Source organism: Rhodoblastus acidophilus (assembly GCF_900187365.1).
Classification (GTDB): Bacteria; Pseudomonadota; Alphaproteobacteria; order Rhizobiales; family Beijerinckiaceae; genus Rhodoblastus; species Rhodoblastus acidophilus.
Window position 1 is genome coordinate 21,270 of the sequence record NZ_FYDG01000002.1, and the last position, 23,578, is coordinate 44,847.

A 23,578-nucleotide genomic window follows, 5' to 3' on the forward strand; every position below is an offset into this window, starting at 1 on the left:
GGGCGCGAATCACGTTAGGTTTCGATGCGTTTCACATTCCTGCACGCCGCCGACCTGCATCTTGGCAGTCCATTCCAGGGCTTGAGCCTGCGCGACCCCGGCATGGCCGAGCGGTTCGGCGCGGCGGGCCGCGAGGCGTTCGAGGCCCTGATCGGCCACGCGCTGGAGGAAAAAGTCGCCTTTGCGATCTTCGCCGGCGACATTTTCGACGGCGAGTGGCGCGACGCCTCCGCCGCTTTGTTCTTCAACCGCCAGATCGCCCGGCTCACCCGCGCGGGCGCGCGCGTGTATCTGCTTAAAGGCAATCACGACGCCGAAAGCGTGGTGACCAAAAGCCTGTCGCTGCCCGACGGCGCCGAGGAATTCCCCGCCCGCCGCGCCAAAACTTTTTTGATCGAGGATTTAAGGGTGGCGCTGCATGGCCGCAGCTTCGCCGACCGCGCCGAGATCGACAATTTCGTGCCGAATTACCCCGCGCCGAAAGCGGGCTGGCTGAACATCGGCGTGCTCCATAGCTCGCTCAACGGCCGCCCCGGCCACGAGCCCTACGCGCCCTGCGCGCTCGACGACCTCCGCGCCAAGGCCTACGATTATTGGGCGTTGGGCCATGTCCACGCCCATGAGGTGGTCTGCCGCGATCCGCTGGTGGTCTATCCGGGCAATCTGCAGGGCCGCTCGATCCGCGAATGCGGCGAAAAAGGCGCGGTGCTGGTCGATGTCGTGGATGGCGCCGTAACCGATGTGCGCCGGCTGATCGTGGATCGCGCCCGTTTCACCGAAATCCTGATCGACGCCTCGGATCTGGAGACGCCGGAGGCGCTGCGGCGCGAGATTTCCGGGCGCGCCACGGAGGAAATCGAGCGGGCCGACGGCCGGTTCCTGGCGGCGCGGGTGCGGCTGCGCGGGACCACCGCGCTGCATGCGCAGCTGGCCGCCGATCCCGCCGGCTGGCGCGACCAGGTCGAAGCGGCGCTGCACCACGCCGGCGAGGCCGTTGAACTCGAAAAATTCCTGATCGAGACGCGCGCGCGTCCCACAACCGTCCGGCGCGACAGCGATCTCGACTTCGCCGCCCTGCTCGACGAAGTTCTGGCCGATCCCGCTTTCGCCGATCAGGCGCGGGCGGCGCTGGCGGCCATTGAGAGCAAGATGCCGCCCAAGACCGAACTGCCGCGCGAGGCGTTCGAGGCGCTGCTCGCCGAGGCGCGCGATCTCGCGCTGGCCCGCGCGGAGGGACCGGCCTCATGAGGCTGATCGAACTCACGCTCGACGCCTATGGCCCGTTCGTCGGCGACAGGAGCGCCAAACTGCAATTCGATCCGGCCGCGCGGCTGCATATCGTCCACGGCCCCAACGAGGCCGGCAAATCCAGCGCGCTGCGGGCCATCGGCGACCTGTTCTATGGCGTGCCGCGCTCGGAAAAGAACTTTTTGCGCCCCGCCGACCTGCGGCTTGGCGCGACCGTCGAGGCGCGCAACGGGCAAACGCTGCAATTCTTCCGCCAGCGCGGCGTCAAGGCGACCCTGCGCGACGCGACGGGCGCCGCGCTGCCGGACGATTGTCTCGCGCCCTTCCTCGGCGCCGCCACCCGCGACATTTTCGAGCGCGCCTTCGGCCTCAACGCCGAGACGCTGCGCGAGGGCGGCCATGAAATGCTGCGGTCGGAAGGGGAGATCGGCGCCAGCCTGTTCGCCGCCGCCTCGGGCCTGCGCGGCCTGATCGACCTGCGCAAGGGGATCGAAGCCGAAGCCGACGAGATTTTCGGCGAGCGCAAGGCGGGGCGCCGCTCGTTCTATCAGGCGCTCACCCGCTATGACGAGGCCAACAAGGCCGAGCGCGACGCGCGCCTGTCCGAAGGCGCGTTAAAAGCTCTGCGCCGCCAGATCGAGGACGCCGACGCGCAACTGGAGCGGATCAAGACGGCGGACGCCGAGGAGGCCGCCGAGCAGCGCCGGCTGCAACGCCTGCTCAAGGCCACGCCGATCCTCGCCGCCCTCGCCGCCCTGCGTGGCGAAAGCGCGCGCTTCGCCGATCTGGCGGCCTATTCCGACGCCTGGGCCGAACAGCTCGACGCGCTGCTGGCGGCGCGCGACGCCGCCCAGGCGCAGGCGCGGGCGGCGGTGGACGCGCGCGAGCTTGCGGCGGAGGAATTGGCGCAGGCGCAATGCGACGCCGCGCTGCTCGCCCGCGCCGACGACATCGAGGCTTTGGCCGGCGAGGCCGGCGCCGAGCGGACCCGGCTGGAGGAGCAACCGCGCCGCGAGGCCGCGCTGCAGGCCAGCGTCGACAAATTGCGCGCCCGCGCCTTCGCCTGCGGTTTTGACGACATCGCCGCCCTGCGCGCCGCCTCCCCCGACGCGGCGACGCTTTTGCGCGCAGAACAACTGATCGGGGATGGGCTTAAATTGGCCGCGCGCAAGCAGGAGCCTTTGGAGACGCTGGCCCGCGAGAAGGAGGAGCTGGCCAATCTGAAGGCGCAGCTCGGCGACGATCCGCCCGACGTCTCGGCCTTGCAGGAGAAATTCGCCGCTCTGGGCGCGGTGGAGGCGGAGGAGGCCGCGCAGGCGGAGCTGAGCGAAGCCTGCGCGCGCGAGGCGCGGCAACTCGACGAGCGCCGCGCCCGGCTGTCGCCGCCCCTGCCCGATCTCGACGTTTTCGCGCGCGCGCCCCTGCCCGACGAAGCCGCGCTGGCGCAGGCCGAGCAGGCGCTCGACGCGTTAACGCGCCGCCGCGACGAGGCCCGCCGCCAGGAGGAGGCGGCGCGCGACGCCGAGGCGCAGGCCCAGGCGCGGCTGCGCGCGCTGGAAACCTCCGGCCCCGTGCCGAGCCGCGACGATCTGCGGGCGCTGCGCGGCGAACGCGACGCCTGCTGGCTGGCGCTGGCGCAGGCGCGGGACGACGCGCGGCTGTTCCAGGCCCGCGCCGAAACGTTTGCGGCGCTGCAGCGGCAAGCCGACGCGCTGGCCGACGCCCTGATCGGCGACGCCGCGCGGGTGGCGGAAGCCGAGGCCGAGCGTCAGGCCGTCGCCGCCGCGAGCGCAGCCCTGCAAGCGGCGCGCGCGCTTCTGGAGCTGATCGAGCAGGAAGCGCGCGCGCTAACGGAGGCGTGGACGCAAGCCTGGGCGCCCTGCGGCGTGGCCCCGGCGGCGCCGCGCGCCATGGCCCGCTGGCGCGACGAGGCGCTGCAATTGCTGGCCGCCCGCGAAACACTGGCGGCGAAGATCGCCAAACGCGACGCGCAGGCGGCGCGGCTGCAGGTTTTGGCGGCGGGGCTGGCGGCGCTGGAAAAGGAGGCCGGCCTCGAACCCCTGCCGCTTCCCCTCGGCCAGCAGGCCCGCCGCATCGCCGCGCGGCTTCAGGATCTTTCGCGCGCGAGAGAAGCGGCGCGCGCCACCGCCACGCGGATCAAGCTGGCGCCGCCGCGCATCGCCGCGCTGGAGGAGCGCCTCGCCAAGCTCGAACAGGACGAGACGGTTTGGCGCGCCGATTTCGTCGCGGCGCTGGCCGCATTGGGCCTCGACGCCGAGGCCTCGTTCGAGCAGGCGCAGGCGCGGATCGCTTTGTGGCGCGGCCTGCCGGGCGAGTGGGATAATCACAGCCAGATCGAGCGGCGCGTGACCTCGATCAACCAGGAGCATGTCGCCTTCGCCGAGCGGGTGAGGCTTTTGCTGGCGAACTGTGCGCCTGATCTCGCCGGCCTGCCCCCGCTCGACGCCGCCAGCGCGCTGCAGCGCCGCCTCACCGCCGAGCGCCAGCGCGCCACCACGCGGGCCAATGCCGAAGCGCGCTGCGCCAAGGCGCACAAGGCCGTGGCCGCGGCGCAGGAGCAGGCGGCGCAAGCCGAAGCCCGTCTCGCCCAGCATGGCGCCCAGGCCGGTTTTTCCGGCGACGCCGCCCTTTTGAGCGGGCGCCTGCGCGAGCGGCGCGCCCTGGCCGCGCGCATTCAGGCCGAGAGCGAGCGTCTGGCGCTGGTCGCCGACGGCGCCGAGGAGGCGCAACTGGCGGAGCAGGCGCGCGATTTCGACGCGGCGGCGGCGCATGAGCGGTTGAACGCGCTCGGCGGCGCGCTCGAATCGCGCAAGCTGCAGGGCCAGGAATTCTTCGCCGCCAAGCGCGCCGCCCAGACCCGGCTGGCGGAGCTTGACGAGGGCTGCGGCGCCGAACAGGCCGCCTTCGACCGCGAGGCCGCCAAGGCGGATATGGCGGTGGAGGCGCGGCGCTGGGCCGTGCTGAAAATCGCCGCGCTGATGGTTAGCGCCGGGCTCGAACGCCACAGCCAGAATCGGCAGGACCCGCTGCTGGCCCGCGCCGGCGCGATTTACGCCGCGCTCACCTGCGGCCGTTACGCCGGCCTCAAGCAGGATTTCGGCGAGGACGAGAAGCTGCAATTGATCGTCTGCCGGGCCGATGGCGCGGAACTGACCCTCGGCGCCCTGAGCGAGGGCGCCAGCGACCAGCTCTATCTGGCGCTGCGCCTCGCCTATCTGGAGAAATATGCGGAGGGAAACGAGGCGCCGCCGTTCATCGGCGACGATCTGTTCGCCAGTTTCGACGACGCCCGCGTCGCCGCCGGCCTGACCACGCTGGCGCAACTGAGCCCGACCCTGCAGCCGGTGTTGTTCACCCACCACGCCCATGTGGCGGAGATCGCCACCCGCGCCCTGGGGGAAAGCGCCCAGATTCTGCGCCTCGGCTGAGGCAGAATCGTCGCCGCGCACCGTGTCAACAAAGAACTGGCGCAAGACGGGGTTTCGGCTTAATTTGACCTAGATCAAATTTTACCGAGGCCCGCCATGCCGCAGTCACGCAAGACGAACCATCTGGTCCGCATGATGATCCTGAACTGGGCCTTAGGCTGGGCGGTCGGCTTCGCCTGCGCCGGCGGCGTGCTGATCTCCAATGTCGGGCATATCCGCGACATGATGCTGAAGTCTGATTTCATGCTGCAATTTCTGGCGCTGCTGTTCGGAAGTTTCGGCATGACCTTCGGCGGCGTGGTCGCCGCCACGGCGGTCATGCTGCTGCCGACCGACCCGGAGCAATGGCGCGGCGGCGGCGGGACCCGCGCGCCGGTGCTGCTGCCGGCCTACGCCCTCGCCCGAGTCAGGAGCCGGCGGGCTTAATCCTCGACTTTCCGCCTGTCAGGCGCTAGAGAGGCCTGGAGCTTCACGCTTTCCTCTCTCGCCTGTGCTGCATCATGGCCAATCCCACGCCCGCGAAAAAATCCGATTCCGCCATCGAAATCTACCATCTGCTGTTGAGCTGCCCCAACCGGCCCGGCATTATCGCGCGGGTCGCCGGCCATATTTTCGAGCACGGCTTCAACATCGCGGATTCCCGCCAGTTCGACGAGGAAGACTCCGACCAGTTCTTCATGCGCGTCGAATTCAATCCGGTGCGCGAGGACGCCGACATCGAGGAGTGGAAGGCCAGTTTCGCCGAACTGGCCGACGACTATCACATGAAATGGCGGGTGCGCGCCCAGTCGCAACGCTGCAAGGTGCTGATCCTCGTCTCGAAATTCGACCATTGCCTGGCCGACCTTTTGTACCGCTGGCGCATCGGCGAATTGCCGATCGACATCGTCGGCGTCGCCAGCAATTATCCGCGCGAGACGTTCCGCCATCTCGATTTCACCGGCATTCCCTTCCACTACCTGCCGGTGACCCGCGAAACCAAGATGGAGCAGGAGGCGCAGATCTGGGCGCTGGTGCAGCAGTCGCACGCCGAACTGCTGGTGCTGGCGCGCTACATGCAAATCCTGTCGGACGGACTGGCGGCCAAGCTCTCGGGCCGCTGCATCAACATCCACCACAGCTTCCTGCCCGGCTTCAAGGGCGCCAAGCCTTACCATCAGGCCCATGCGCGCGGCGTGAAGGTGATCGGCGCCAGCGCGCATTACGTCACCGCCGAACTCGACGAAGGCCCGATCATCGAGCAGGACGTAGAGCGCATCTCGCACCACCACCGCCCCAACGATCTCGTGAGCAAGGGCCGCGACATCGAGCGCCGCGTGCTGGCCCGGGCCGTGCGCTACCATGTCGAAAACCGCGTGGTGATCAACGGCCGCAAGACCATCGTCTTCACCGAGTGACGGCCCGGCCGAAACCTTTCGGCCTTATCTTCCGTCATGCAAAAAGCCCGGCCTTGCGACCGGGCTTTTCTTTTGTCGGACAACCCGACGGATCAGTATTTGGTGACGATCGCGGCCACGTCGGCGACGCCGAAGCGATAACCGATGCCCGCGCCGACGATCCAGGGATTGACCTTCAGCTGCAGGTTGTTGTGGCCGCCGACATTGGCGTCGGTTTCCAGCATGATGTATTTGGCGTCGACGTTCACCAGCCAGTTCTTGGTCAGATAGTAATCCGCGCCGAACTGGAAGGCCGGCGCCACCGCCGAGTGAATGTTGACGACGCCATTGAGGGCCGGCGACTTGGTGCCGAGGAACCAAGTGTAGTTGACGCCCACGCCGACGTAGGGGTCAAGCTGGCCCAGCGCGAAGTGATACTGCAGCGTCAGGGTCGGCGGCAGCAGGGTGGTGTTGGCCAGCGCCACATTCGAGCCGCCGGCGGTCAGGCGGTGATGGGTCACGCCCGCGATCAGCTCCGCCGCGATGTTCTTGGTGAAGAAATAGGTGAAGTCGACTTCCGGGATGCCGTTGTCGGACAGCTTGGCGCCGCCAAGCGTGGCGCCGTTCAGCTTGGTCCCCGAAGCGTCCGGCAGGACGGCGAGGCCGCGCAGGCGGATCAGGAAGGGATCGAACGTGTCGATCGCCGGAAGGGCGGGCGCGGCCTTGGTGGAAGGCAGGTCGGCGGCGAAGGCGGGAACCGCGACGCTGGCGAGAAGGGCGGCGGCGAAGGCGCCGGAGACGATCTGTTTCATGGGAAGCATTCCATTCATGCGGTGTCAGTGTTCGGCGAAGAACGTCGCGAGATCGCTCCAGGCGCCGCGGCACGATGTACGCCGCTACCATCAAATCGCTTGATTGAGATCAATTAATTCCGGCCCAACCGCAAGGCTTCCGCTACCTGTTGCAAATAAGACACAAAAGCGCGCCGCCGGCGAATTCTTGCCAAGGCGGGCGCGACGTTCTATCGAAACGCGCAAGCTTTTCCCGTTTCGCGCGCCCGTCGCCCAGCCGAAGGCCGATCACTTGACCGCCAAAACTTCCGCCAAAGAACCGGCCATCACCCCTGAGCTGATCGCCCAGCACGGCCTCAAGCCCGACGAATACCAGCGCATTCTCGACCTGATCGGCCGCGAGCCCACGTTCACCGAACTGGGCATTTTCTCGGCGATGTGGAACGAACACTGCTCCTACAAGAGCTCCCGCCTGCATCTGAAGAAGCTGCCGACCAAGGCGCCCTGGGTCATCCAGGGGCCCGGCGAAAACGCGGGGATCATCGACATTGGCGATGGTCAGGCGGTGGCGTTCAAGATGGAGAGCCACAACCATCCGTCTTACATCGAGCCCTATCAGGGCGCGACCACCGGCGTCGGCGGCATCCTGCGCGACGTGTTCACCATGGGCGCGCGGCCCATCGCCTGCCTCAACCTTCTGCGGTTCGGCTCGGCCGATCACCCGCGCACGCGGCATCTGGTGTCCGGCGTCGTTGCGGGCGTGGGCGGCTACGGCAATTCCTTCGGCGTGCCCACGGTCGGCGGCTCGACCGAGTTCCACGCGTCCTATGACGGCAACATTCTCGTCAACGCCATGGCGGTCGGCCTGGTGAAGACCGACGAGATTTTCTACGCCGCCGCCACCGGCGTCGGCCGCCCCATCGTCTATCTCGGCTCGAAAACCGGACGCGACGGCATCCACGGCGCCACCATGGCCTCGGCGGAATTCGACGCCGACAGCGACGAGAAGCGCCCCACCGTGCAGGTCGGCGACCCCTTCTCGGAAAAGCTGCTGCTGGAAGCCTGCCTGGAGATCATGCAGAAGGGCTGCGTCGTCGCCATTCAGGACATGGGCGCCGCCGGCCTGACCTCCTCGGCGGTGGAAATGGGCGCCAAGGGCAATCTCGGCGTCGAACTCGACCTCGACAAGGTGCCCTGCCGCGAGCGCGGCATGACGGCTTACGAAATGATGTTGTCGGAAAGCCAGGAGCGCATGCTCATGGTGCTCGATCCCGCCAAGGAAGCCGAGGCGCAAGCCATTTTCCGCAGATGGGGGCTGGATTTCGCCATTATCGGCAAGACCACGGACACGCTGCGCTTCGTGGTGAAGCATGGCGGCGAAGTCAAGGTCGATCTGCCGATCAAGGAACTGGGCGATCAGGCCCCGCTGTACGACCGGCCCCATGTTCCCACGCCGAAACAGCCCAAGCTGGACGCCAGCGCCCTGCCGGCGCCGCTCCCCCTCGGCGACGCCCTGAAAAAGCTGGTCTCCTGCCCCGACATGGCGTCAAAACGCTGGGTCTGGGAGCAGTACGACCATCTGATTCTCGGCAACACCATTGTCGGCCCCGGCGGCGATTCTGCGGTGATCCGCATTGACGACGGCCCCAAGGGACTGGCCCTCACCACCGACGTCACCGCGCGCTATTGCTACGCCGACCCCGTCGAGGGCGGCAAACAGGCGGTGGCGGAAAGCTGGCGCAACATCACGGCGGTCGGCGGCAAGCCCCTCGCCCTGACCGACAATCTCAATTTCGGCAATCCGGAAAAGCCGGAGATCATGGGCCAGTTCGTCGGCTGCCTTCAGGGCATCGGCGAGGCCTGTCGCGCGCTCGATTACCCCATCGTGTCCGGCAACGTCTCGCTCTATAATGAGACGCAGGGCAAGGGCATCCTGCCGACCCCGGCTATCGGCGGCGTCGGCCTAGTGGCGGACGTGACCAAGGCGGTCGGCGTCGGTTTTCGCGCCGCCGGCGAGAAAATCGTGCTCATTGGCGACGGCGAGGGCTGGCTGGGCCAGTCGCTCTACCTGCGCGAAATCCTGGGCCGCGAGGAAGGCGCCCCGCCCCCGGTCGATCTGGCGGCGGAAAAGCGCAACGGCGACTTCGTCCGCGACCTCATTTCGCGCGCGCAAGTGTCTTCCGTGCATGATCTCTCCGACGGCGGCCTCGCGGTCGGCGTGGCGGAGATGGCCATGGCCGGCAAGATCGGCGCGACCGTCGCTGCTCCGGGAGGCGATTCGCCGGCGAAATGGTTCGGCGAGGATCAGGGCCGCTATCTGTTGGCGGTTCCCGCCGCCAAGGCCGAATCCGTGCTGGCCGCGGCCAAGGCGGCCGGCGCGCCGGCCGCCGTCATCGGCGAAACCGGCGGCGAGGCCCTGAAACTCGGCGCGGCCGCCCCGGTTCTGGTGCGGGACTTGCTTGAAGCCCACGAAGCCTGGATGCCGGCCTATATGGCTGGCGGCAAAGCCTGAGGAAACGCCTATATGCCGATGGAACCCCATGTCATCGAACAGATGATCAAGGAAGCCCTGCCCGACGCCGAGGTTTACATCACGGCTTTGGCCAATGATGGCGACCATTACCGGGCGCAGGTGGTGTCGGAAGCTTTTCGCGGCCTGAGCCGCGTCAAGCAGCACCAGCTGGTCTATGCGGCGCTCAAGGGCAATGTCGGCGGCGCGCTGCACGCGCTCGCCCTGGAAACCGCGCCGCCTGAAACGGCTTGATTCAGATCAAAAGCGCATTATTTTCGGTCGCGACGGAGCCTTGACCTCCGTTGAAAGGAAACAGACATGTCGGATCCGTTGCAGCAGACCCTCGACCGCATCAAGCAGGACGTCGAATCGAATGACGTCGTCCTCTTCATGAAGGGCACGCCGAATTTCCCGCAATGCGGGTTTTCGGGCCAGGTCGCCAAAATCCTCGGCCATCTCGAAGTGCCGTACAAGGGCGTCAACGTGCTGGAAGACATGGAGATTCGCGAAGGGGTCAAACAGTTTTCCAACTGGCCGACCATTCCTCAGCTCTACATCAAGGGCGAGTTCATCGGCGGCTGCGACATCATTCGCGAGATGTTCGCCTCGGGCGAACTGGTCAGCGCGTTCAAGAACGCCGGCGTGCCCGTGAAGGACGCCGCGCAGGCGTGACGCGCTTCAGGGCCTCGCGCGCGCCCGGCGCGACGCGAGGCCCCGCCCCTGTTGCGGCTTCAGCTAGCCGCGCGTTTTTCCCGTCCCGCCGTCCAGCATTTGGCTGCGATAGGCGCCCGGCGTCATTCCCACCCATTTGCGCACCGCGCGGTTGAAGCTGCTTTGCTCGCTGTAGCCGAGCAGGAACGCGATTTCGGTCAAGGAGATCGCGCATTCGCGGATGTAGACGTCCAGATGTTCGCGTCGGACGTCGTCAAGCAGCTCAGAAAACGTCTTGTTGGCCCCATTCAGGCGCCGCTCCATCGTTCGCGCGGACATGCCGAGCGCGGCGGCGACGGTGGCGACCCTGGCCTTGCCGAGCTGCAGGTTCGTTTCGATGCATTGAGCGACGTCCTCGACGAAGGATGGCTCCTGCACTTCGCGGCGGCGCGCGGCGGCGCGCTGCTCCAGCGTGCGCTGAATATCCGGCAGAAGCGAATGATCGCTGCTGGCGATCGGCAAGTCGAGAATCACCGACGGAAAACAGCCGCCGACGCATTCCGCGTCGAAAGTCGCCTGCGTCCTGAGCAGCCGCCCGACCGCCTCGCTGAACCCATGGCCCGGATCGGGGAACGGAAACAAAACTTCCCGTCCGCTCAACTCCATGCCGACCAGCCATTCCGCGAAACTGGCGAAACAGCCCGCGATCATCAGGCACAATTGCTCGACGCCCGGCTCGCCAAACAGCGGCGAACGCCAATCGACCCTCGCCTCCCCGTCCCGCTCGCTGAACGTGGTGCGGCCGAGATCGTGGGAAAGACATTCAAAGCGTATGGTCTGTTCAAGCGCGGTGCGAATGTTGGGGCTGGCGCACAGCGCCAAGCCGTAGCCGACGAAATTCATCGGTTTCATCGCCATGCCGACCCGCAGGCCGAAGCAGGGGTCGCCGAGTTCCCGCGCCGCCACATTCAGCAGGCGGACATAGCTGTCGGCGCTGATCGGCGCCTCCAGCCGGCGCTCGAGCGCGCGCAGGCCGCAGGCCGCCGCGAGCGTCTCCAGATCGACGCCGCGATCGCGGGCGAGGTCGATCGCCGGTTGAGCATAAAGCGCCTCGACCCGCGCGCGGTCGCGGGGAGGCATGGCGTTTAAAAGAAACGGCGGCACCTTGTTTCCTGTCGCTATTTTGCGAGGCGTCTTACGAAATCGCGCCTCATAATTATCCTTGCAGATCAATATCATAGGTCGAGAGCCACCTTAAGCTTGGCCGTTCGCCCCGTCTGATTTCGCCAATGTGGCGCAAAAAGTCAAATCGCCTGACGCCAAAAATCAATTCTAAGCTACAGCTCTGCATTATAAGTGTTTGCTGTCCATTTTGACGTTACGGCAGCGGCGCGCATGTTTTCGAAGCGCCGCGCTTTTGTCGAGGACACAAGAGGCAACGGCGCGCCCAATCAGGGGAGGACGCTCAGCAATGTACAATTTCATCACGCGCGTGGACCTTCACCAATCCGGGCCGGAAGATTACATCGAGCTCAACAGGCAGATGGCGGAAAAAGGGTTCAGCCCGACGCTGGCGTTCGAGCCTTGCGCCGACCCCGATCCAGCGGAATACCGGTTAAGCAGCGCGCTGACCCGCTCCCAGGTTCTGGATCTCGCGGCCCAGGCGGCGGCCTCGGTCAAGCCGCATTACATGGTGCGCGTCGCCAACCCCCATGGCGTGGCGCTGCTGGTGCGACTGCCGCCGTCGTCCTGACCTCAAGACGATGTGGCGTCATGGCGACGCCGCCAGCGCCTTGACCAATTCCGCCGATTGCGCGCCGTCCCACTTCGCGGGACCGGCGAGCGCCGCGATTTCGCAGCCGTCGGGACCGATGACAAACGTGGTCGGCAGCCCCAACACCTTGCCGGTGCGGCGCAAGGCTTCAAAACTCTTGCCGTCGTCGTCCTGATAGAATCCGAGCGATTTCGCCCCAATCTCGCCCAAAAACGCCTTGGCCCGCTCCTTCTTCGCCGTATCGACATTGAGCGCGACCACGGTCACGCCCCCTGCGCCTTGCAGCCGGTCGAGCGCCGGCATTTCCTCGCGGCAGGGGACGCACCAGGTCGCCCAGGCGTTGAGCAGGATCGTCTTGCCCTTGAAGCTGGCCAGCGTGGCCGGCCCCTGCGGCGCGTTGAACGCCAGCTCCGGCATGGGCTTGGGGTCGGCCCGGACCGCCAAAGCGGCGAACTCGCCCTTGGCCAAAGGCGCGACGCGCGCGGCCACGACCCGCGAAGCCTCGCACTGGGCTTCGGCGGCGGCTTTCTTGCCCTCTCCGCCCAACCCGTATAGGACGAACCAAACACACGCGGCCATGGCCGTGGGAACGAAAATCGCGTGCGGCAGGATCAGTTTGCGCGCGATGCGTTGCATCTGCTCGGGGGTGGCGCGCACGGGTTCCTGCGGGTCGTCTTGGTCAGTCATTCCGGCCTCGGGTCCTTTGGAGCAAGTCATGAGCAATCAGATGTGGGGCGGCCGGTTCGCCAGCGGCCCCGACGCCATCATGGAAGAAATCAACGCCTCCATCGGTTTCGACTACCGCCTCGCCAAACAGGACATCGCCGGCTCCAAAGCCCATGTCGCCATGCTGGCCAAGCAGGGCATCGTCAGCGCCGCCGACGCCGAAACGATTTCCAAAGGTCTAGACGAGGTCGGCGCCGAAATCGAGTCGGGCGCCTTCGCCTTCTCCCGGGCGCTGGAAGACATTCACATGAATGTGGAATCGCGGCTGGCCGAAAAGATCGGCCCCACCGCCGGACGCCTGCACACGGCGCGCTCGCGCAACGATCAGGTCGCCGTCGATTTCAGGCTGTGGGTGCGCGACACCATCGACGAACTCGACGGCCAGCTGGCCGACCTGCAGGCCGCTTTGGTCGAGAAGGCGGAAAAATACGCCGAAGCGGTCATGCCCGGCTTCACCCACCTGCAATCGGCCCAGCCGGTGACGTTCGGCCACCACCTGCTCGCCTATGTCGAGATGATCGCGCGCGACCGGGGCAGGTTCCGCGACGCCCGCGTAAGGCTGAATGAATGCCCGCTCGGCGCCGCCGCTCTGGCCGGCACCTCGTTCCCGATCGACCGCTTCGCCACGGCGCAGGCGCTCGGCTTCGACCGCCCCACCGCCAATTCGCTCGACAGCGTGTCCGACCGCGATTTCGCGCTGGAAACCCTGTCCGCCGCCGCCATCGCCGCCACGCATCTGTCGCGTTTCGCTGAGGAAATCGTGCTGTGGACCACGCCGCAGTTCGGCTTCATCGCCTTGTCCGACAAGTTCACCACGGGCTCGTCGATCATGCCGCAAAAGCGCAATCCCGACGCCGCCGAACTGGTGCGCGGCAAGTCGGGCCGGGTCATCGGCGACCTCGCGGGCCTGCTGATCGTGATGAAGGGCCTGCCGCTGGCCTATTCCAAGGACATGCAGGAGGACAAGGAAGGCTGCTTCGATTCGCTGCAGAGCTTGTCGCTGTGCGTCGCCGCCATGGCGGGCATGGTGCGCGACATGACGCCGAAGCTGGAAAAGATGAAGGCGGCGGCCGGCTCGGGCTATTCCACCGCCACCGATCTCGCCGACTGGCTGGTGCGCGCGCTCAATCTGCCGTTCCGCCAGGCGCATCACGTCACCGGCCGCATCGTGGCGCTGGCCAGCCAATCCGGCAAGGAGCTGGAGCAGTTGACGCTGGCGGACATGCAGGGCGTCGAGCCGGCCATCACGTCGGAAGTGTTCAACGTGCTTGGCGTCGAAAAATCGGTGCGCAGCCGGCTGTCCTATGGCGGCACGGCGCCGCAGAACGTGCTGGAGCAGGCGCGCGGCTGGAAGCAGCGGCTGGCGTCGAAATAATTCGCAAACCGAGGCGCGACATTTTCGCGCCTTCGGCTATAGTCCGCGCAAACGGAAAGGTTTCGCCTTGGCTGGAAAGATCCTTCGCGCCCTCACCATCGCCTCCCTGCTGTCGGGCGCGCTCGCGCTCGAAGGCTGCGGGCGAAAAGGCTATCCCGAGGCGCCCGCGACGGCGGAAACGCCGGCCAATTCGCCGCAAAAACTGCCGCGCGGCGTTCACGACGGCGCCCTCAAGGCCGGCGCGAGCAAACAACCCTCGCCCTTCGACATTCTGCTGTAAACGCCATGCGCCATTTTGCTTATGAAAACGGCGTGCTGCACGCCGAAGGCCATCCCTTGCCGGCTCTGGCGCAGGAGGTGGACACCCCGTTCTATCTCTATAGCGCGGCGACGATCCGGCGGCATTTCAACGTGTTCTCGCAGGCCGTCGCCGATCTCGACGCGCTGGTCTGCTATGCGATGAAGGCCAATTCCAATCAGGCCATCCTGAAACTGCTCGGCGACATGGGCGCCGGCATGGATGTGGTGTCGGAAGGCGAGCTTTTGCGCGCCAAGGCGGCGGGCGTCCCCGGCGGGCGCATCACGTTTTCGGGCGTCGGCAAGACCGACCGCGAAATCGCTCTGGCGCTCGACCTCGGCATTTTCTGTTTTAACGTGGAGTCCGAGCCGGAGCTGGAGCGCATCGCGCAAATCGCCGCCGCGCGCGGGGCGGTCGCCCCAATCTCGGTGCGCGTCAATCCCGATGTGGACGCGAAAACCCACGCCAAAATCTCCACCGGCAAGTCGGAAAACAAGTTCGGCGTGCCGATTTCGGTGGCCGCCGACGTCTATGACCGCGCCGCCAAACTGCCGGGCGTCCACATTTCCGGCGTGGACATGCACATCGGCTCGCAGATCACCGATCTCACCCCGTTCGACCACGCTTTCGCGCTGCTGGCCGGTTTCGTTGGCGAATTGCGCCGGCGCGGCCACACGATCGGCCATGTCGATCTCGGCGGCGGCCTGGGCATCCCCTATTCCGAGCAGGACCATCCCGAAAGCTACCGTCCCGAGCTTTATGCGGAGATCGTGCGCCGCCACATCAAGCCGCTGGGCGTGAAGACGGTGTTCGAGCCGGGGCGGCTGATCGTCGGCAACGCCGGGGTGCTCGTCACCAAGGTCATCTATGTGAAGCGCGGCGCGGGGAAAAATTTCATCATCGTCGACGCCGCGATGAACGATCTGGTGCGGCCCACGCTCTACGAGGCGCATCACGACATTTTCCCGGTGGTTCAGCCGGAGGCGGGCGCGAAAACCCTCAAGGCCGATCTGGTCGGCCCGGTCTGCGAGACCGGCGATTATCTCGCCAAGAACCGCGACCTGCCGGAGCCGCGCCCCGGCGACCTGCTGGCGGTGATGTCGGCGGGCGCCTATGGCGCGGCCCAGGCCTGCACCTACAACAGCCGCCTGCTGGTTCCCGAAGTGCTGGTGGATGGCGGCGAACATGCGGTCATCCGACCGCGCCTGCGTTATGAGGACTTGATCGGGCTCGACCGCGTTCCCAATTGGTTATGACGAGGTCATGACGGCGCCGGAGACAGCATGAACAGTGAGCAGGGAGACGACCTGCGCGCCGCCCGAGACGTGCGGTCCGCCCGGACGCGCCTGAACCTGCTGACGTTTCTGACGCAACTCACCCTGTTTCTCGACTCCCTGGCCGCGCTGTTGGCGCCCGCCGTGGCCGTCGCGGTCGGGTTCGCGGCGCTGTCCTGGACCGGTCTGTGGCTGGACGCGCCGCCGGCCGGACGCATCGTCGGCGGACTGGCCCTTGGCGCGCTGCTGCTGGCGGCGCTGGCCCGCCTGCGCCATCTGCGCTGGATTTCCCGCAGCGAAGCCCGCGCCGTGCTCGACCGTGGACGCGAGGACGCACCCGCCGACGCGCTGGCCGACGTTCTGGCCAATGCCGATCAAAGCCCGTCGGGCGGGCCGACCAGCCTGCTGTGGGCGGCGCATCTGCGGCGCGCGCGGCGCAAGATCGGGCGGCTGCGCGCCCCCCTGCCCGCGCCGCGCCCGTTCGCGCACGATCCGTTCGGCCTCGGCGCGCTGGCGGTTCTCGCGCTCTGCGCCACGGCCTTTGTCGCCGGGCCGGAAAAATACATTCGCCTCGCCGCCGCCTTCGACTGGCGCGCCTTTTCCTCCGGCGCCGGCGCGCGCGTCGACCTGTGGATCGACCCGCCGCGCTACACCGGCAAGCCGCCGCTGGTGCTCACGCTCAACCAGCCGGGCGAGCAAAGCCTGTCCGCCCCGGTCGGGTCGCTGGTGGCGGCGCGCGGCGCGCCGGGGGCGCTCGGCCTGACCGCCTCGGACGGCCTGGAGCCTGCGCCCGCCAAGGGCGACGAAAGACATTTCCTGCTGCGCGGCGACGCCCGGCTGGCGCTCTCCGGCCCCGCCTCCGGGACTTTCGCGATTCACGCCGAGCCGGACAAGCCTCCGACAATCGCCGTGGTCGGCGACATCAAGGTCAACGCGCGCGGATCTTTCACGCTGACCTATCGCATCGCCGACGATTACGGCGCGCGCGACGCCCGCATCGCGGCGCGGCCGCTGGAAACGCCGGGCCGGGCGCTCGAAGCTCCGCCGCAGGCGGCGCTGGATCTGCCGGCGGAGCCAGGAGGCCTGGGCGAAGCGCGGACCACGCTGGATTGGAGCGACAGCCCCTATGCCGGGCGCCCGGTGGAGCTGCGCCTGAGCGTGCATGACGAAGCGGGGCAGGAAGGCGAGGCGGTGATCGGCCCCATCGTGCTTCCGGCCAAGCCGCTGAAAAATCCGCTGGCGCTGGCGCTGGCCGAACAGCGGCAAAACCTCGCCCTCAACGCCGACCGGCGGGCGCCGACGCTGCTGGCGCTGGAGGCGCTGGATTTCGCGCCCGATCTGTTCACGCCCAAGCTCGGCGTGCATCTTGGCCTGCGCTATGGCCTCACGGCCCTGCGCCGCGCCCGCAACGACGCCGATCTGCGCGAGGTCGCCGACCATTTGTGGGCCATGGCGCTACAGATCGAGGACGGCGAGATGTCCCAGGCCGAGCGCGACCTCCGCGCGGCGGAAAAGGCGCTGCGCGACGCCATGAAGGCCGGCGCGCCAAAAGAGGAGATCGACCGCCTCGCCCGCGACCTGCAGAAGGCGATGGAGAATTTTCTGGCGGAAATGGCCAACCGGGCGCAGCACCGGCAGGGCGAAAGCCAGACCGGCGAGGGCCAGTCGGTGTCGCCGGAAGATTTCCAGAAAATGCTGGAGCAGATGAAAAAGGCCATGGAGGACGGCGATATGGAGACCGCCCAGGCCCTGCTCGACCAGATGCAATCGCTGCTGGAGAATCTGCAGAACGCCGAGGGCGGCCCGTCGCAGAAGTCGCGCAGCCGTCAGGCCCGCCGCGACCTCGACCGTCTCATGCGCGAACAGCAGCGGCTGCGCGACGAAACCGCCGATCAAGAGCGGCGCAAGGATCAGCTGGGATCGCCCGGCCAGATGGCGCAACCCGGCGAAGACCAGAAACAGGGACAGAAGCCGGGCCAAAAGAGCGGCAAGGGCAAGGGCGACAAGCCCGGCACCGGCGACGCTCTGGAGCAGCGGCAGGGTCAATTGCGCGACAAGCTCGACGCCCTGCGGCGCGGCGCGCCGGGCATGGACGGCAAGGCGGCGGACGGGCTGAAACAGGCCGAGGAGGCCATGAAAGGCGCCGAGGAGGCCCTGAAGCAGGGCGACGACGGCCAGGCCATGGCCGAGCAGCAGCGCGCGCTCGACCGGATGGGCCAAAGCGCGGGGGAACTGGCCAAGGGCGAGAAGGACGGCGATTCCCAGGAGGCGGGGGGCCAGAAGCGCGGCGGACGCGACCGGAACGGCGAAGGCCCGTTCGACAACGCCCAGCGCGGCGACGGCGTCAAGGCCACGGCGGCGCAGCGGGCGCGGCGGATTCTCGACGAATTGCGCCAGCGGCTGTCCGATCCCAGCCGCGCCCAGGAGGAGCTGGACTACCTCGAACGGCTGATCCGCCCGAATTGATTTCGCTCTTCCGTTCGCGGCGTTTCCGCGTCATTGTGCGGCGCAAACGACAGCAGGACTCATGGTCAGACTGAACAAAATCTACACCCGCGCCGGCGACGACGGCACAACGGGGCTTTCCGATGGCGCGCGACGGCCGAAATGCGATCCCCGCGTCGAAGCCTATGGCGCGATCGACGAAACCAATTCCGTGATCGGCGCGGCGCGGCTCTCGACCCGCGATCTGCCCGAACTCGACGCCATGCTGGAGCGCATCCAGAACGATCTGTTCGACCTCGGCGCCGATCTCGCCACCCCGCCCGCCGACAAGCCGCCGGAGTTCGAACCGCTGCGGGTGATCGGCAGCCAGGTCGAACGGCTGGAGCGCGAGATCGACGCGCTGAACGCCCGCCTCGCGCCGCTGCGCTCCTTCGTGCTGCCGGGCGGCTCCCCCGCCGCCGCCGGGCTGCATCTCGCCCGCGCCGTATCGCGCCGGGCGGAACGCCGCATGGTGGAGGCCCAGCGCAAGGGCGAGGAGATCGGGGCGCCGGCGCTGGCCTATGTCAACCGCCTGTCCGACTTCCTGTTCGTGGCGGCGCGGGTCGCCAATGCCGATGGCGCGACGGATGTGCTCTGGCGCCCGGGGGCGACCCGATGAAGGGCGGCCCGGTGAGGGCGGAGCCGAACTTTTTTCCAAGCGCTGTCACAATTGACTCAAACTTCCGCCCCGACTAACAGATCGAGACGGATGATTAGATCATACCTAAACTATTCCAGCCGGGAGGTTCAAGCCGATGAAACTGCTCGTGCCCGTGAAACGGGTCGTTGATTATAACGTGAAGATCCGCGTCAAGGCGGACGGGTCGGGCGTCGAGTTGGCGAACGTCAAGATGTCGATGAATCCCTTCGACGAAATCGCCGTCGAGGAGGCGCTGCGCCTCAAGGAAGCCGGCAAGGCGACCGAAGTGGTGGTGGTCTCCATCGGGCCGCAGCAGGCGACCGAAACCCTGCGCACCGGTCTCGCCATGGGCGCGGATCGCGGCATTCTGGTCAAGACCGACGAGACCGTCGAGCCGCTGGCCGTCGCCAAGATCCTGAAAGCCGTGGCGCAGGAGGAGCAGCCCGGTCTGATCATCCTGGGCAAGCAGGCGATCGACGACGATTCCAACCAGACGGGCCAGATGCTCGCCGCCCTGCTCGGCTGGGGCCAGGGCACGTTCGCGTCCAAGGTGGAGATCGCCGAGGGGACGGTCGACGTGACCCGCGAAGTCGACGGCGGCCTGCAGACGGTGACGCTAAAGACGCCGGCGGTGGTGACCACCGATCTGCGCCTCAACGAGCCGCGCTACGCCTCGCTGCCCAACATCATGAAGGCGAAGAAGAAGCCGATCGCCGAGAAAACCCCCGCCGATTACGGCGTCGACGTGGCGCCGCGTCTCAAGGTGCTGAAGACCGCCGAGCCCGCCGCGCGCAAGGCGGGCGTGAAGGTCGGCTCGGTGGCCGAGCTGGTGGCGAAACTCAAGGATGAGGCCGGAGTGCTCTGATGACGACCCTTCTTCTCGCTGAAGTTCACGGCGGCAAGCTGAACGACGCCACCGCCAAGGCCCTGACCGCCGCCCGCGCGCTGGGCGCGCCCGTGCATATTCTCGTCGCCGGCGGGACCGACGAAGCGGCCCAGGCCGCCGCCCGGCTCGAAGGCGTGGAAAAGGTGCTGACCGTTTCCACCGATGGCCTCAAGCACGGCCTCGCCGAGCCGCTGGGCGACCTGATCGTGGCGCTGGCGTCGGGCTATGACGCCCTCGTCGCCCCGGCCACCTCGAACGGCAAGAACGTGCTGCCGCGCGTCGCCGCCCTGCTCGATGTGGCGCAGGTGTCGGAAATCTCCAAGGTTGTGTCGCCCGACACGTTCGAGCGCCCGATCTACGCCGGCAATGCGCTCCAGACCGTTCAGGCGACGGATGCGAAGAAGGTGATCACGGTCCGCACCTCGACCTTCGCCGCGACCGGCGAAGGCGGTTCCGCGCTGGTCGAGGCTGTGACGGCGCCGGCGGATTCCAGCCTGTCCGCGTTCAAGAGCGAGGCTTTGGCCGTTTCGGATCGCCCGGAGCTGACTTCCGCAAAAATCATCATTTCCGGCGGCCGCGCCATGGCCAATGCGGAAAACTTCAAGACCTACATCGAGCCGGTCGCCGACAAGCTCGGCGCGGCCATGGGCGCCTCGCGCGCCGCGGTGGACGCCGGCTACGCCCCCAACGACTGGCAGGTCGGCCAGACCGGCAAGGTGGTGGCGCCGGAGCTTTACATCGCCTGCGGCATTTCCGGCGCGATCCAGCATCTGGCCGGCATGAAGGACTCCAAAGTGATCGTGGCGATCAACAAGGACGAGGAGGCGCCGATCTTCCAGGTGGCCGATTACGGACTTGTCGCGGACCTTTACCAGGCCCTTCCCGAAATGAAGGAAGAACTGGGCAAGATCGGCCGCTGATCTCTGAACGAATAGGAGCGCGATAGCGGCGCCAAAAGACCGCAATCGACTCTAGACCTATGGACTGGCGGCGATTAGGCCCTATGATCGCCGCCGGTTCCACCCTGCGGGAATGACACATGAGTTTCGAGATTCGCAAAATCGGCGTCGTCGGAGCCGGCCAGATGGGGTGCGGCATCGCCCAGGTCAGCGCGGCCGCGGGTTTCGAAGTTCTTCTCAATGACATATCGGCGGAGCGGATCGAGGCCGGCATCGCCCGGATCGGGGCCAATCTCGGCCGGCAGGTCGACCGCGGCGGCATGACGGACGGGGAACGCGAGGCCACCCTCGCCCGCATCAAGCCCGCCCTCGGCTTCTCCGCGCTGGCGAACGCCGATCTGGCGATGGAGGCCGCCTCCGAAAACGAGGAGGTGAAGCGCGCCATTTTCAACGACCTCTGCGCCCATCTCAAGCCGGAGGCGATCGTCGCCACCAACACCTCGTCCATCTCCATCACGCGCCTCGGCTCGGCCACCGACCGCCCCGGCCGCTTCATCGGCATTCATTTCATGAATCCGGTGCCGCGCATGCAGCTGGTCGAACTGATTCGCGGCATCGCCACCGAGGACGACACATTCGCGGCGGCCAAAGTCTTTATCGAGAAGCTGCACAAGACGGTCACCGTCTCCGAGGATTTCCCGGCCTTCATCGTCAACCGCATCCTGCTGCCGATGATCAACGAGGCCATTTATACGCTCTACGAGGGCGTGGGGTCGGTGGACGCCATCGACACCGCCATGCGGCTGGGCGCCAATCACCCAATGGGACCGCTGCAACTCGCCGACTTCATCGGCTTGGACACCTGCCTGTCGGTGATGCAGGTGCTGCACGAGGGCTTGGCTGATTCGAAATATCGGCCCTGCCCGCTGCTGGTGAAATATGTCGAAGCGGGCTGGCTCGGCCGCAAGACGCAGCGCGGCTTTTACGACTACCGCAGCGGCGCCCCGATTCCAACCCGCTGACGCAATGCGCTAAATCAACAAATCCCTAACAGAGCCTTCACAAAGGCGTCATCAAGCCTATAGATTATCGCCGACAAGGAATCGGGGGTGGACTCGTTCGCCCGACCGGTTTACGGAGACGGCGCATGATCCTTCATGAGTGGCCTAGTTCCGAAATTATCCAGGACACGGCGCCCGCCGTGGGCCGGGCTTTCGCGCCCGTAAGGATCCATCCCCTCCATCTCAGGACTCGGAGGGCGGGATGAGCGCCGCGTTTCTGCATTCTTCCCTCGGGACTGATGCGGAGACGCCGCCACCGCCCCACGCATCCGTTTTTTCGCCTCCCCTCTCCCCGGTCGCGCGGCCGGGGCTGTGCGCGTGTGGGAATTTCCCTGACATTCTCACGACACGGAGGACGGAATGAACGCATCCGTCGCCAATTTGCGCACACTGGTTCTCAACGCCGACATGCAGCCCGTGAGTTGGGCGCCGCTTTCGATCTGGAGCTGGCAGGACGCATTGGTGGCGCTGCTCAAGGGCCGCGTCTATCCCGTCGCCAGCTATGACGACGTCCGCGTTCATTCCGCCGACAAGACCTATGAAGTGCCCTCGGTGGTGGCGCTCAAGGCCTACCACCGCCGCAAAAGCATCGCCTTCACCCGCTATCACGTCTTCCTGCGCGATGAATTCACCTGCCAATATTGCGGCGAAAAGGGGCTGGCCAAGGACCTGACCTTCGACCATGTGACCCCGCGCTCAAAAGGCGGGCAGACCACCTGGAAGAATATCGTCACCTGCTGCCAGCGCGACAATCTGCTCAAGGCCGACATGACCGCGAAGCAGGCGGGCCTGAAACTGCGCCGCGCGCCGTTCGAGCCGACGCCCTACCAGCTCGACACGATCGCCCGCCGCCTGCCGCAGGCCAACAGCGAATTGCACAAGACCTGGAACGACTTCCTGTATTGGGACGCCGAACTGGAGGGCTGAACGCCCAGCAAAGCGCAAAGCCGGCGCGACGCGCCGGCTTTTTTTCGTCCCGAGGTCCGCGCAAAAAGAAACGCCCGGTCTGATGACCGGGCGCTAAAGTCGTGGGAGCCGCCGACTGTTAGGCGCCGGCAGGGAGCCTTAGCTCACTTGAGGTCCTTGGAGGTCAGGTCGAAGGACAGGGTGGCGACGAAGCGGTCGTCGGCATAGTTGGACTTGTTGCCGTTGACCGTGGTCGGGATGCCAACCAGCTGATAAGCGGCGGTGCGGCTCAGATCGGTGCCGTAGTAGCGCAGATCGAGGGTCAGGAACTTCCAGGTGTAGGCCACGCCGGCGTTCCAATAGTTATAGTCGGGCAGCTTGCCGTTGGTGTCGCCGAGATAGACATAGCCGTCGGGGTTGTTGCCGGTGTAGACGCTATCCAGCTTGCCCAGCCACTGGTGACCGAACTCGCCCGAGAGAGCGAAGGCCGACAGCTGGCCCGGAAGGGTGTACTTGACCGTGCCGGACAGATATTCGCCGTCGGCGCCGGTGTTCAGGTAGCTCGGGGTGTAGAAGACATTCAGACCGAGCGAGAGCGCGTCGTTAACCGCATAGCTCGGCTTGAAGTAGATTTCGAAGAAGGTCGGGTTGCGCGGGGCCAAGCCGATCACGCCGGCCGTCGAGGTGTAGCGCGGGTCGATACGGGTGCCTTCCGGCGAATCCGGATAGCCGTAGCCGATGGCGCCGAGGTCGAAGGAGAAGGCGCCGTGGGTGCCGCGGACGCCGCCGAAGCCGTCAAGCTCCATCGCCGGCGAGCCGACCGGGAAGATGTTGTTGGTGAACTTGATCGATTCGCCGGACACGCCAACGTAGAACTGATAATCAGCAGTCCAGTTATAGCGCAGCTCGCCATGGGCGGCGACGGACGGCTGATGGTTCGACTGAGTGATGCCGCGGAACAGGTAGTCCGAAGTCAGACCGGCGCCGATATCGAAATCCCACGGGCTGACGACGACCGGAGCGGCCGGAGCGGCCTTGGCGCTCGGCAGATCGCCCGCGAAGGCCGTTCCGGCGGAAGCCGCCAGAACGACGGCGGCGAGAGAGAGCTTGTTCATAGATCATTCTCCAGTTCGGACGAATTCAGTGAGCAAACCATGCGACGGGCGCCCCGCGATCCTCAAGATTAAGACTTGGGCAACTGCCTAATTTTTGTCCATTTTCCGCCGTA

Annotated in this window: 21 protein-coding genes; 17 read left to right on the forward strand and 4 right to left on the reverse strand. The window is 66.6% G+C overall.

Going from position 1 to position 23,578, the window contains the following annotated elements; translation table 11 throughout:
- Positions 1-24 precede the first annotated feature (24 nt).
- The 4 genes from CFB24_RS05360 to purU all read left to right on the forward strand — a co-directional run bounded on the left by CFB24_RS05360 (position 25) and on the right by purU (position 6,094).
- The gene (locus CFB24_RS05360) at positions 25-1,248 is read left to right on the forward strand and encodes a metallophosphoesterase family protein (RefSeq protein ID WP_088519571.1); all 1,224 of its coding nucleotides are present in this window, start codon (positions 25-27) and stop codon (positions 1,246-1,248) included.
- Positions 1,245-4,697 carry an ATP-binding protein gene (locus CFB24_RS05365; RefSeq protein ID WP_088519572.1) on the forward strand — a complete coding sequence of 1,151 codons (3,453 nt, stop codon included), beginning with the start codon at positions 1,245-1,247 and terminating at the stop codon, positions 4,695-4,697. Before CFB24_RS05360 ends, CFB24_RS05365 begins: the two co-directional genes overlap by 4 nt.
- 96 nt (positions 4,698-4,793) lie before the next feature.
- Positions 4,794-5,123, forward strand: coding sequence for a hypothetical protein (locus CFB24_RS05370; RefSeq protein ID WP_088519573.1), 330 nt, complete (start codon positions 4,794-4,796; stop codon positions 5,121-5,123).
- A gap of 74 nt (positions 5,124-5,197) precedes the next feature.
- Entirely contained in the window at positions 5,198-6,094 is an 897-nt protein-coding gene (gene purU, locus CFB24_RS05375; RefSeq protein ID WP_088519574.1) for a formyltetrahydrofolate deformylase, read from the forward strand.
- Positions 6,095-6,186: 92 nt separating this feature from the next.
- Here the strand turns inward: purU and CFB24_RS05380 are convergent, their stop codons facing one another.
- Positions 6,187-6,885: an OmpW/AlkL family protein gene (locus CFB24_RS05380; protein WP_244593095.1), complete on the reverse strand. Its 699-nt coding sequence runs from the start codon at positions 6,883-6,885 to the stop codon at positions 6,187-6,189.
- 271 nt (positions 6,886-7,156) lie between these two features.
- On the opposite strand from CFB24_RS05380, the gene purL reads away from it, so the two are divergent.
- The 3 genes from purL (at position 7,157) to grxD (ending at position 10,048) form a co-directional block, all read left to right on the forward strand.
- On the forward strand, positions 7,157-9,376 hold the full coding sequence (gene purL, locus CFB24_RS05385; RefSeq protein WP_088519575.1) for a phosphoribosylformylglycinamidine synthase subunit PurL: 2,220 nt from the start codon (positions 7,157-7,159) through the stop codon (positions 9,374-9,376).
- A gap of 12 nt (positions 9,377-9,388) precedes the next feature.
- Positions 9,389-9,628 carry a BolA family protein gene (locus CFB24_RS05390; RefSeq protein ID WP_088519576.1) on the forward strand — a complete coding sequence of 80 codons (240 nt, stop codon included), beginning with the start codon at positions 9,389-9,391 and terminating at the stop codon, positions 9,626-9,628.
- Between the two features lie 66 nt (positions 9,629-9,694).
- A complete protein-coding gene (gene grxD, locus CFB24_RS05395; RefSeq protein WP_088519577.1) occupies positions 9,695-10,048 on the forward strand; it encodes a Grx4 family monothiol glutaredoxin in 354 nt (117 codons plus the stop codon).
- A 63-nt stretch (positions 10,049-10,111) separates the two neighbouring features.
- Here the strand turns inward: grxD and CFB24_RS05400 are convergent, their stop codons facing one another.
- Positions 10,112-11,191: an AraC family transcriptional regulator gene (locus CFB24_RS05400; protein WP_158255133.1), complete on the reverse strand. Its 1,080-nt coding sequence runs from the start codon at positions 11,189-11,191 to the stop codon at positions 10,112-10,114.
- A 307-nt stretch (positions 11,192-11,498) separates the two neighbouring features.
- Here CFB24_RS05400 and CFB24_RS05405 point away from each other — a divergent pair, with 307 nt between their 5' ends.
- Positions 11,499-11,780 carry a hypothetical protein gene (locus CFB24_RS05405; protein WP_088519579.1) on the forward strand — a complete coding sequence of 94 codons (282 nt, stop codon included), beginning with the start codon at positions 11,499-11,501 and terminating at the stop codon, positions 11,778-11,780.
- An 18-nt stretch (positions 11,781-11,798) separates the two neighbouring features.
- On the opposite strand, the gene CFB24_RS05410 is transcribed toward CFB24_RS05405, so the two are convergent.
- Complete coding sequence (locus CFB24_RS05410; protein ID WP_088519580.1) at positions 11,799-12,488, reverse strand: TlpA family protein disulfide reductase; 690 nt, start codon at positions 12,486-12,488, stop codon at positions 11,799-11,801.
- 28 nt (positions 12,489-12,516) lie between these two features.
- Here CFB24_RS05410 and argH point away from each other — a divergent pair, with 28 nt between their 5' ends.
- The 9 genes from argH (at position 12,517) to CFB24_RS05455 (ending at position 22,371) form a co-directional block, all read left to right on the forward strand.
- Positions 12,517-13,902 (forward strand): argininosuccinate lyase, encoded by a 1,386-nt coding sequence (gene argH / locus CFB24_RS05415; RefSeq protein WP_088519581.1) that lies wholly within the window; start codon positions 12,517-12,519, stop codon positions 13,900-13,902.
- A 67-nt stretch (positions 13,903-13,969) separates the two neighbouring features.
- Positions 13,970-14,182: a hypothetical protein gene (locus tag CFB24_RS05420; protein ID WP_088519582.1), complete on the forward strand. Its 213-nt coding sequence runs from the start codon at positions 13,970-13,972 to the stop codon at positions 14,180-14,182.
- Between the two features lie 5 nt (positions 14,183-14,187).
- Complete coding sequence (gene lysA, locus CFB24_RS05425) at positions 14,188-15,456, forward strand: diaminopimelate decarboxylase (protein ID WP_088519583.1); 1,269 nt, start codon at positions 14,188-14,190, stop codon at positions 15,454-15,456.
- Between the two features lie 27 nt (positions 15,457-15,483).
- Positions 15,484-17,940 (forward strand): TIGR02302 family protein, encoded by a 2,457-nt coding sequence (locus CFB24_RS05430; RefSeq protein ID WP_088519584.1) that lies wholly within the window; start codon positions 15,484-15,486, stop codon positions 17,938-17,940.
- Between the two features lie 61 nt (positions 17,941-18,001).
- Complete coding sequence (locus CFB24_RS05435) at positions 18,002-18,577, forward strand: cob(I)yrinic acid a,c-diamide adenosyltransferase (RefSeq protein ID WP_088519585.1); 576 nt, start codon at positions 18,002-18,004, stop codon at positions 18,575-18,577.
- A gap of 136 nt (positions 18,578-18,713) precedes the next feature.
- Complete coding sequence (locus CFB24_RS05440; protein WP_088519586.1) at positions 18,714-19,463, forward strand: electron transfer flavoprotein subunit beta/FixA family protein; 750 nt, start codon at positions 18,714-18,716, stop codon at positions 19,461-19,463.
- Positions 19,463-20,404, forward strand: coding sequence for an electron transfer flavoprotein subunit alpha/FixB family protein (locus CFB24_RS05445; RefSeq protein ID WP_088519587.1), 942 nt, complete (start codon positions 19,463-19,465; stop codon positions 20,402-20,404). The genes CFB24_RS05440 and CFB24_RS05445 overlap by 1 nt, the downstream gene beginning before the upstream one ends.
- 119 nt (positions 20,405-20,523) lie before the next feature.
- Entirely contained in the window at positions 20,524-21,405 is an 882-nt protein-coding gene (locus CFB24_RS05450) for a 3-hydroxybutyryl-CoA dehydrogenase (protein ID WP_088519588.1), read from the forward strand.
- 399 nt (positions 21,406-21,804) lie between these two features.
- On the forward strand, positions 21,805-22,371 hold the full coding sequence (locus tag CFB24_RS05455) for an HNH endonuclease (protein WP_088519589.1): 567 nt from the start codon (positions 21,805-21,807) through the stop codon (positions 22,369-22,371).
- Between the two features lie 143 nt (positions 22,372-22,514).
- Here CFB24_RS05455 and CFB24_RS05460 read toward each other — a convergent pair whose 3' ends face one another.
- Entirely contained in the window at positions 22,515-23,465 is a 951-nt protein-coding gene (locus CFB24_RS05460) for a TorF family putative porin (RefSeq protein WP_088519590.1), read from the reverse strand.
- Positions 23,466-23,578: the final 113 nt, after the last annotated feature.